Consider the following 7,381-nt stretch of genomic DNA (forward strand, 5'->3'; position numbering starts at 1 on the left):
ACTACATCACGAAGTGATGCTGGAGTATTAATACTGCAACGGCACTCGGTGGTCAGGTGAGTGGGTGTCCGCGGTGGCGGTAGTGCGGATAGGCGGGCCTGGTGCTGGCGGCGACGCCGCCAGCACGACCAGGACCACACCCGCTCGGCGGGGTGGGACCGGGTAAGCACGAAGGCCACCAGCAAGCGGCGGATCTCCGGTAGCGTGAGAGCGATCATGCCCACACTGCTGGGATCGGTTCCCCTTTTAATGCAACGGTTTTCGATGCGGCCAGCCAGGCCAGGGCCAGCATCGACAACGTGATGTGGGCATACCAGGCCCGCCAGGAACGGACCTGATAGTGATTCGAGTCCGGCCTCGTTCTTGGCCTGCTGGAAGCATTCCTCGACATGCCAGCGCGCGCAGGCGGTCCAGGCCAGATCGACCAGACGCGATCGCGCCAGGCCGTAGCAGACGTGGTAGGCGATCTGGGTCGGATCGGTGATCGAGCGCCGCGCCAGCAGCCAGTGCCCGCGCCCACCGCTCCAGCCTCCGTCGATTTGCCTACGCGCCCAGTCGTATTCGCGTGGACCGTGGGCTCCGGCACCGACCGAGAGCCGCTGCCAGGCCGTGGCGGGCAGCTCCGCGATCAACACATCGGCCCGATCGCTGCGTTCGGCACGCGTGGCGAAACGATCGTCACGGCGGGTCGCCATCACATACGACACCGCATGATCTTCCAGCCATTCCCGCAGATAACCGGCCTGGCCATAGGCTTCATCGGCGGTGAACCACGCGAACGGCAGCCGCGCCGCTAGGGCGCGCTCCAGCATCGCGATCACCAGCCGTGGCTTGGTCGCGAACTCCACCGAGTCGGGAATCCCGGCATCGCGGCATCGAGCCCGATCATCGGTCCACGATTGCGGCAGATGCAACTCCCGATCGACCAGCGCATGCCCGTGCGGGGACGCATATGCCAGAAACACCCCGATCTGGCAGTTCTCCGTCCGCCCTGCCGGGCCCGAGTATGGGCGTTGCACCCCAGCGGATTTGGTGCCCTTCTTCAGGAAACCGGTCTCATCGGCGATCCACACGCCGTCGCGGTCGCCGAGGTGCTCGACCACGTAATCACGCACATCGTCACGCACCCCGGCCACGTCCCCGTCGGCCTTGCGCAGCAGCCGCTGCATCCCGTCCGGGCACACCTCACCGGCCCGCTCGGCCAACGTCCACCCGTTCTTGCGTTCCAGGCCCGCGACCAGCCCCGACACATACTCCCGCGCCCGAGCCCGCGGCTCGGCACGACAGAACCGGACACCGATCCGCGCCATCAACGAATCCAGCTCGGCCACCAGCCGATCCAACACCACCCGACAGGTCTACCAGCACTCATTCACACGAGTGCCGTTGCAGTACTGGGACGCGTTTGTCGGCGACCCGTTTCCTGACCCGCCCCATCAGGGCGGCATGGTCGATCCGATCGAAACACGCCTCGATGTCCGCCTCCAGCACCCAGTGATAGCCCTGGACACCGAAGTTGTGAATCTCGGCGATCGCGTCGTGAGCTCGCCTCCTCGGCCGGAACCCATATGAGTAGGGCTGAAAACCGGCCTCGAAGATCGGCTCGAGCACCAACTTCGGCGCGGCCTGCACCACCCGGTCCGCTGTCGTCGGTATCCCCAACCGGCGCTTCTTCGATGGATTGCCTGGTTTCGGGATCGCTTTCTCGCGTACCGGTTCCGGGCGAAACGTTCTGGCCCGCAATTCAGTTCGCAACGTCGACAACAGGGAGGTGGACTCTTTCGGAATCGAGCGAGGCGCAACCCCGTCGACTCCTGCCGTGCGTCCGCCCTTGTTGCCGTGGACCCGCTCCCAGGCGTGCACGAGAAACGCCGGGTCACACACTAGATTGTGCAGATCCTCGAACACTCGGTCCGCGTCGCGGACCGCCCACAAGTACAGCTTGGCCTGCATCCGGCGTACCCGCAGCCCGGCTTCGACGAAGTCCGGCCACGATTCACTCGAATTCACAAGTGACTCCGTCCATTACAGCTCCTCACTGCTGACATTCACTGGGGCCCTTCCCCATGTACCGGGCTTTCCCCGGCTCGGAGTACTACGACCCCTCCGCCCCATCCACGCCCCAACAGCCGACGATGAGCCTGCCCATCGACCACTCGCTGGATGCGAGCCGCGATGGGCGAGACGGGATGGTTCCTACGTTCACCGACATCCATTCGGAACAGGAGGCGGCCGGCTTTGTCCCAGCAGTCTCGTCACGGCTACACCGCAGAAATTCACCGTGACCTCCCCGGCGGGTAGTGCAACCGTCGGGGGAGTTCTCCGACCCGTGATGAGGGGTCGGATGCGCACTGCAATCCAGCCCATATCCACCGAATTTGAGCTGGCTCCAACCTTGAGGGACGTTATGACACCGGTTCCTCTCGTCCACCTCTGTTCCACGCTCACCGGACCCGTGCCATTCGGCAGTGCTGGCACGTCCCGACTTTGTCAGGGCTGCTTCCCGCCCTCCCCAGCATCTCCTGGGTCGGGCTGCCCTCAGCTACAGCGATCATGCTGCGACACAATCACTTTGGAGTCATTTCACCTCCAAGGGATAATTCGGCGCCTCGTAGCGCACGCAGTTCGGTTGGAAGGGCTTTCGCTGCCCGCCGCGGTGATCGAGCTGTATCGGCTCACCGGTCGAGCCCAGGCCGGTGACATCGAACTGTTCGGCACGTTCGACAAGGGCGTGATCGTGGACGCCGACGGGGAGGTTCATCGAGATGACGAGCATTGGGTTCGTATCGGGTTGATCGGCAACGACAACCTCCTGATCAACCTCATCACCGGCGAGGTGATGTTCGCCGATCAGTACTTCTGGCGGTACGGGGAAAACGACGCGTCACGGATCGTGGCACCGGACCTGCTGACGTACTTCGACGAGTGCATGACGGGCCCGCGGTACCGGGAATTCGTCACCGACGAGGAGTTGGAGGAGGAAGACGGTTGGTACCGGTTCCTCCAGGACAACAACTTCGCCTGAACCGTAGCCTCGGGGCCGGATGAGTGTCCTGGATTGCCCGGCCGGGGACTGCACAGGTTGCGTTGGCCAGTTCTGGGGTCATTGGGTTGGGTCCTGGTCGAGGTACTTTCGGGCGGTTTCGAAGCGGGGGCAGGGTGGGGTGCAGGGGGCGTGGATCTTGGTGATGCCTTCGGCTCGGGCTCGGGTGAGGGGGTAGATCCAGCTGTTCTGGCAGTCGTCGTTGATCCAGGAGTGCTGGGGGATCGGTTGGGGTGTCATGGGTTCAGTGCAGCCGGGTAAGGCAGGGTGAAAACTGAAAACTGGAAATCCAGATCGAGTTTCCTGTTTTCCCAGTGCGCGTCCCGAAGTCGATGGGACGATTTTCCCGATACTGAAATCACGGTCTGCGGAATCTGGGAACTGGGACGGCGTAAGAACGGGAAATCCCATGGCAGAGAACACGAGTACGCTTACGCGGCGGCAGTTGGGGCGGTATCTGCGCGAGGCGCGGGAGGCGGTCGGATTGACTCTCGGCCGGGCGGCGAAGGTGATGGAGTGGGGGACAAGCACTCTGCAGCGGATCGAGGTCGGGGAGACGGCCAAGATTCGGATTCACGATCTGGACAAGTTGATCAGTCTGTACGAGGTTGATGACCACTGGGCCGTCACGTTGCGGGCCATGGCGCAGCAGGCGGCGGTGAAGAGCTGGTATCACGAGTTCGGTTCGGTTATCCCCGAGGACTTTCGGCTGTACGTCGATATGGAGTACAACGCCCGGATACTGACCTCGTTCCAGCCGGATCTGGTGCCGGGGTTGCTCCAGAATCGGCCCTATGCGCGGGTTCTGACCAGCGACGCGTATCCCGATGATGACGAAGCCAAGCTCGACGGCAGACTCGAGTTGAAGGCTCGGCGGCAGCGCGCCATCACTCGTGACGTGAACCCGGTCCAGTTCAAGGTCATTCTCGGAGAAACTGTGTTGCGCAGGGTCATCGGAGGGCCGAAGGTTATGGCGAACCAGCTCGACTACCTCGCTACGGCGAGTACGCGGCCCAACGTTTCGCTCCGGGTCCTGCCGTTCTCCGCGGGGATGCCGACGGGCCGTCAGACCGGTCCGTTCGTGATCCTCGAGGCGAGACTCGACGGCCGAGGCGATCCGGCCGAGCCGCCGACCGTGTACGGGGAGGGGTTCTCGGCGGACATGTACACGGAGAAGCCGGACATCGTCGAAGGCTACGTATCCGCTTTCAGGCTTCTCCAGCGAGCCGCGTTGGACGAGATGAGCAGCAGGCGACTGCTGCGCGATGCAGTAAGGGAGTTTTCGTGAACGACTAACTACGCGAAGCGGTTTGGTTCAAGAGCAGCAAGAGCGGCGGGGGCAAGGAAGGTGTCGAGGCCGCGTTTCTGGGTGGGGGCGCGGTTGGGGTGCGTGATTCCAAGGATCCCGGTGGGACGGTGCATGTTTTCACCGGCGGTCAGTGGGATGCGTTCGTTGGTGCGGTTGTGGTGGGGAAGTTCGACCGGGTCTAGATGTGTGGGCGGTGACCGGGGACACCGATCGTTGTGGGTCGGTGTCCCCGGTCGGGACCGCGTGCCGCGCGTGGCGAGGGCAGTCGCTCGGCCGCCGGGCAGGCGAGGGGTGTGGCTCGGCGGTGGGCGCTCGCGGGGGCGGATCGCGGGGGCTTTTACTTCTGGCGGGGGCAGGACTTGTGGTAGTCGATTACCGCTTGGCGGGCGGCCTTGAGGTCTTGGGCTTCCTGGGGGTTGGCTTGGCGCCAGGCTTTCAGTTCGGCGCGGCGCTGGTCCTTGGGGAGGCCCTTCACCTTGGTGAGTTCGGCTGCTACGTCGGGGTGGGCGGCCAGGTAGGCGGCGACCTTCGGGGCGGCGTCGGCACGGGCGGCGGCTGCGGCGGCGGGGCCGCACTGCGGGGTGTCCGCGGACGCGGTGCCGGGCACGGCGAGCGCGATCGCGGCGGCTCCGGCGGCGCCGACCAGGATCGCGGCGAGGGTGCGGTTCATGCTCACTCCATCGTTGGGGGTTGGTTCCCCATCGAATTTGCCCGCGGTTGCTGAAGTTGCGCTGAATCGGGCGGGGTTCTTCAGGCGTTCTTCAGGGTTGGCGGGCTCAGGGGGAGACGGAGGACGAAGACCGCGCCCGTCGTATCGGGGGTGGGGCCGGCGCAGGTCAGATCGCCGCCGTGGGCGCGGGCCAGGCCGCGGGCGATGGCCAGACCCAGACCGGAGCCGTCGGGGCGGGTGTCGCGGGCGTGGTCGAGACGGACCAGTCGGTCGAAGATGCGGTCGCGGTCCTCGGCCGGGATGCCGGGGCCGGTGTCGGTGACCGTGAGTTCGATCCCGCCGCCACCGGATTCGGCGGGGATCGCGCGTATGTCGACGGTGATGCCGCCGTGGTCCTTCATGGCCTGGCAGGCGTTGGTGAGCAGGTTGGTGAGGATCTGGGTGATGCGCTCCGGATCGGCGGACACCGTGACCGGGTCGCCGTTGAGCTGGAAATCTGTGTGCGGGTGCAGCATTCGCATGCGGTCGAGGTGGGTGGCGGTCAGTGCGTGCAGGTCCACGGGCTCGCGGCGGAGTTGGAGTCCGGCGTCGATGCGGGCCAGGTCGAGGAGGTCGTCGACCAGGCGGCCCGCGCGCTGGGTCTCGCGGACCAGGAGCAGCAGCATGCGCTGGCGGTCCTCGGGGTCGGTGTCGGCGGGCTGCTGGACGATGGCCTCGGCCAGGGAGCGGACGCCGGTGATGGGGGTGCGCAGTTCGTGGGCGGCGTCGCCGACGAAGACGCGGATCTGCTGTTCGGAGGCGCGGGCGCGGGCCTCGGCGGCGGCGGTGTCGCGCAAAGCGCCCTCCAGGGCGTCCAGCATTTCGTCGAAAGCGGCTGCGGTGCGCCCCAATTCGGTGTCGGTGCGGGAAGGATTCAGGCGGCGGCCGAGATGGCCGTGCGCGATATCGCGGGCCAGACGCGTCATGGTATCCAGGGGTGCGAGGGCACGCGCCACCAGCAACCACAGCCCGGTGACGATCACCGCGATCGCGCCCGTGGTGGCGAGGATCAGCAGAAATCCCAGGCGGGACTGGACCTTCGCCAGCAGGGGAGTGTCGATCTGGAGCGTGAGGCGGGCGTTGTCGAGTGTCCCCGGCCCGGCGAGCCGGACGAAGCGGGTCCGGGTGGTGCTGTCCTCGGCGAGACGGTGGTCCAGGCTGCCGTAGGTGTGCCCGTCGGCGAGGACCAGCCGGGCCCGCACCGAATGCGTGTCCACCCGGGAAACCAACTCCTCCGGCGAAACTCCTTGCTGCGAAAGCTGTCTCGCCAGCTGCACCCGATCGGTCAGCACGGTGTTCTCGCTGCGATTCACCACCACCCCGAACAGCCCGTGCACCAGCAGCGCCACCAGCACCAGCACGGCTCCGGAAACCAGTGCGGCCGTGAGGGTCACCCGTCCCCGCAGCGACACGGTCTTCACCGGGGCGCCCGCAGCGTGTACCCGAGCCCGCGCACAGTGTGCACCACCCGTTCCCCGTGTTCCTCGAGCTTGCGTCGCAACGCGCTCACGTGCACCTCGACCAGGTTGGTGTCGTAGTCCTCGTATCCCCAGACGGCGGTGAGGATCTGGGTCTTGGTGACCACTCGGTCCCGCTGCGCGGCCAGGTAGGCCAGCAGTTTGAATTCGGTCGCGGTGAGCGTCAGCGCGTGCCCGTCGCGGCGCGCGCCACCCGCGTCCACGTCGACCTCGAGATCGCCGATCACGATGCGGCTGCGCAGTTTTCCCATGCGCCGCAGCAGCGCCTCCACCCGCGCCACCAGTTCGGTGAGGTCGAAGGGCTTGACCACGTAGTCGTCGGAGCCCGCGCGCAGCCCGCGCACCCGGTCCTCGACCCCGTCGCGGGCGGTGAGCATGACCACGCCCGCCCCCGAGCGCGCCCGCACCGACTCCAGCAGCGCGAACCCGTCCCGCCCGGGCAGCATGACGTCGAGGACCACGACATCGGGCCGGAACTGGGCCAGGTCCGGTTCCAGCAGCCGCCCGTCCGCGCGCTCGAGCACCTCGTGCCCGGCTGCCGACAGCCCGGCCCCCACCGCGGCCCGAATGGCCTCGGCGTCTTCGATCACAAGAATGCGTCCCGGTTGCACCCGGCAATTCTGCGGTCCGCGGCTGTGAATCGCCTGCGAACCGGGAGGAAGCCGCCCAATCACCAGCCACCATGATATGTATGGTGATACCTTCCATATCATGGCCACAAAGCAGGTATCCATCACCGTCGACGAGCAGATCATCGCCGCCATCGAACGCATCTCCGGAGGCAACCGGTCGGCAGGATTCGAGCGCGCTGCCCGGGCCTATCTACTAACGTCCGCAGCCCG

Annotated in this window: 6 protein-coding genes and 3 pseudogenes; 3 read left to right on the forward strand and 6 right to left on the reverse strand. The window is 66.2% G+C overall.

The window, feature by feature from the left end:
• Positions 1-214: 214 nt before the first annotated feature.
• Together NS2_RS34425 and NS2_RS34430 are read right to left on the reverse strand one after the other, a co-directional pair.
• Positions 215-1,349 (reverse strand): annotated as a pseudogene (locus tag NS2_RS34425) (IS701 family transposase).
• Between the two features lie 49 nt (positions 1,350-1,398).
• Positions 1,399-1,818 (reverse strand): annotated as a pseudogene (locus NS2_RS34430) (reverse transcriptase domain-containing protein); the annotation flags it as partial.
• A gap of 811 nt (positions 1,819-2,629) precedes the next feature.
• Between NS2_RS34430 and NS2_RS34435 the strand changes: the two are divergent.
• The gene (locus NS2_RS34435) at positions 2,630-3,025 is read left to right on the forward strand and encodes a hypothetical protein (RefSeq protein WP_071343643.1); all 396 of its coding nucleotides are present in this window, start codon (positions 2,630-2,632) and stop codon (positions 3,023-3,025) included.
• Positions 3,026-3,103: 78 nt separating this feature from the next.
• Here the strand turns inward: NS2_RS34435 and NS2_RS34440 are convergent, their stop codons facing one another.
• Positions 3,104-3,283, reverse strand: a complete 180-nt coding sequence (locus NS2_RS34440; protein ID WP_036546114.1) for a hypothetical protein — start codon at positions 3,281-3,283, stop codon at positions 3,104-3,106.
• A 169-nt stretch (positions 3,284-3,452) separates the two neighbouring features.
• Here NS2_RS34440 and NS2_RS34445 point away from each other — a divergent pair, with 169 nt between their 5' ends.
• Positions 3,453-4,331, forward strand: coding sequence for a helix-turn-helix domain-containing protein (locus tag NS2_RS34445; RefSeq protein ID WP_147207426.1), 879 nt, complete (start codon positions 3,453-3,455; stop codon positions 4,329-4,331).
• Positions 4,332-4,360: 29 nt separating this feature from the next.
• Positions 4,361-4,534: pseudogene (locus NS2_RS34450) on the forward strand (DUF397 domain-containing protein); the annotation flags it as partial.
• A gap of 155 nt (positions 4,535-4,689) precedes the next feature.
• Here NS2_RS34450 and NS2_RS34455 read toward each other — a convergent pair.
• The 3 genes from NS2_RS34455 to NS2_RS34465 form a co-directional block, all read right to left on the reverse strand.
• Complete coding sequence (locus NS2_RS34455) at positions 4,690-5,022, reverse strand: hemophore-related protein (protein WP_033087539.1); 333 nt, start codon at positions 5,020-5,022, stop codon at positions 4,690-4,692.
• 80 nt (positions 5,023-5,102) lie between these two features.
• A complete protein-coding gene (locus NS2_RS34460) occupies positions 5,103-6,482 on the reverse strand; it encodes a sensor histidine kinase (protein WP_033087540.1) in 1,380 nt (459 codons plus the stop codon).
• Entirely contained in the window at positions 6,479-7,150 is a 672-nt protein-coding gene (locus NS2_RS34465; RefSeq protein WP_033087541.1) for a response regulator transcription factor, read from the reverse strand. The genes NS2_RS34460 and NS2_RS34465 overlap by 4 nt, the downstream gene beginning before the upstream one ends.
• Positions 7,151-7,381: the final 231 nt, after the last annotated feature.

This window comes from Nocardia seriolae NBRC 15557, assembly GCF_007990715.1.
Lineage (GTDB): Bacteria > Actinomycetota > Actinomycetes > Mycobacteriales > Mycobacteriaceae > Nocardia > Nocardia seriolae.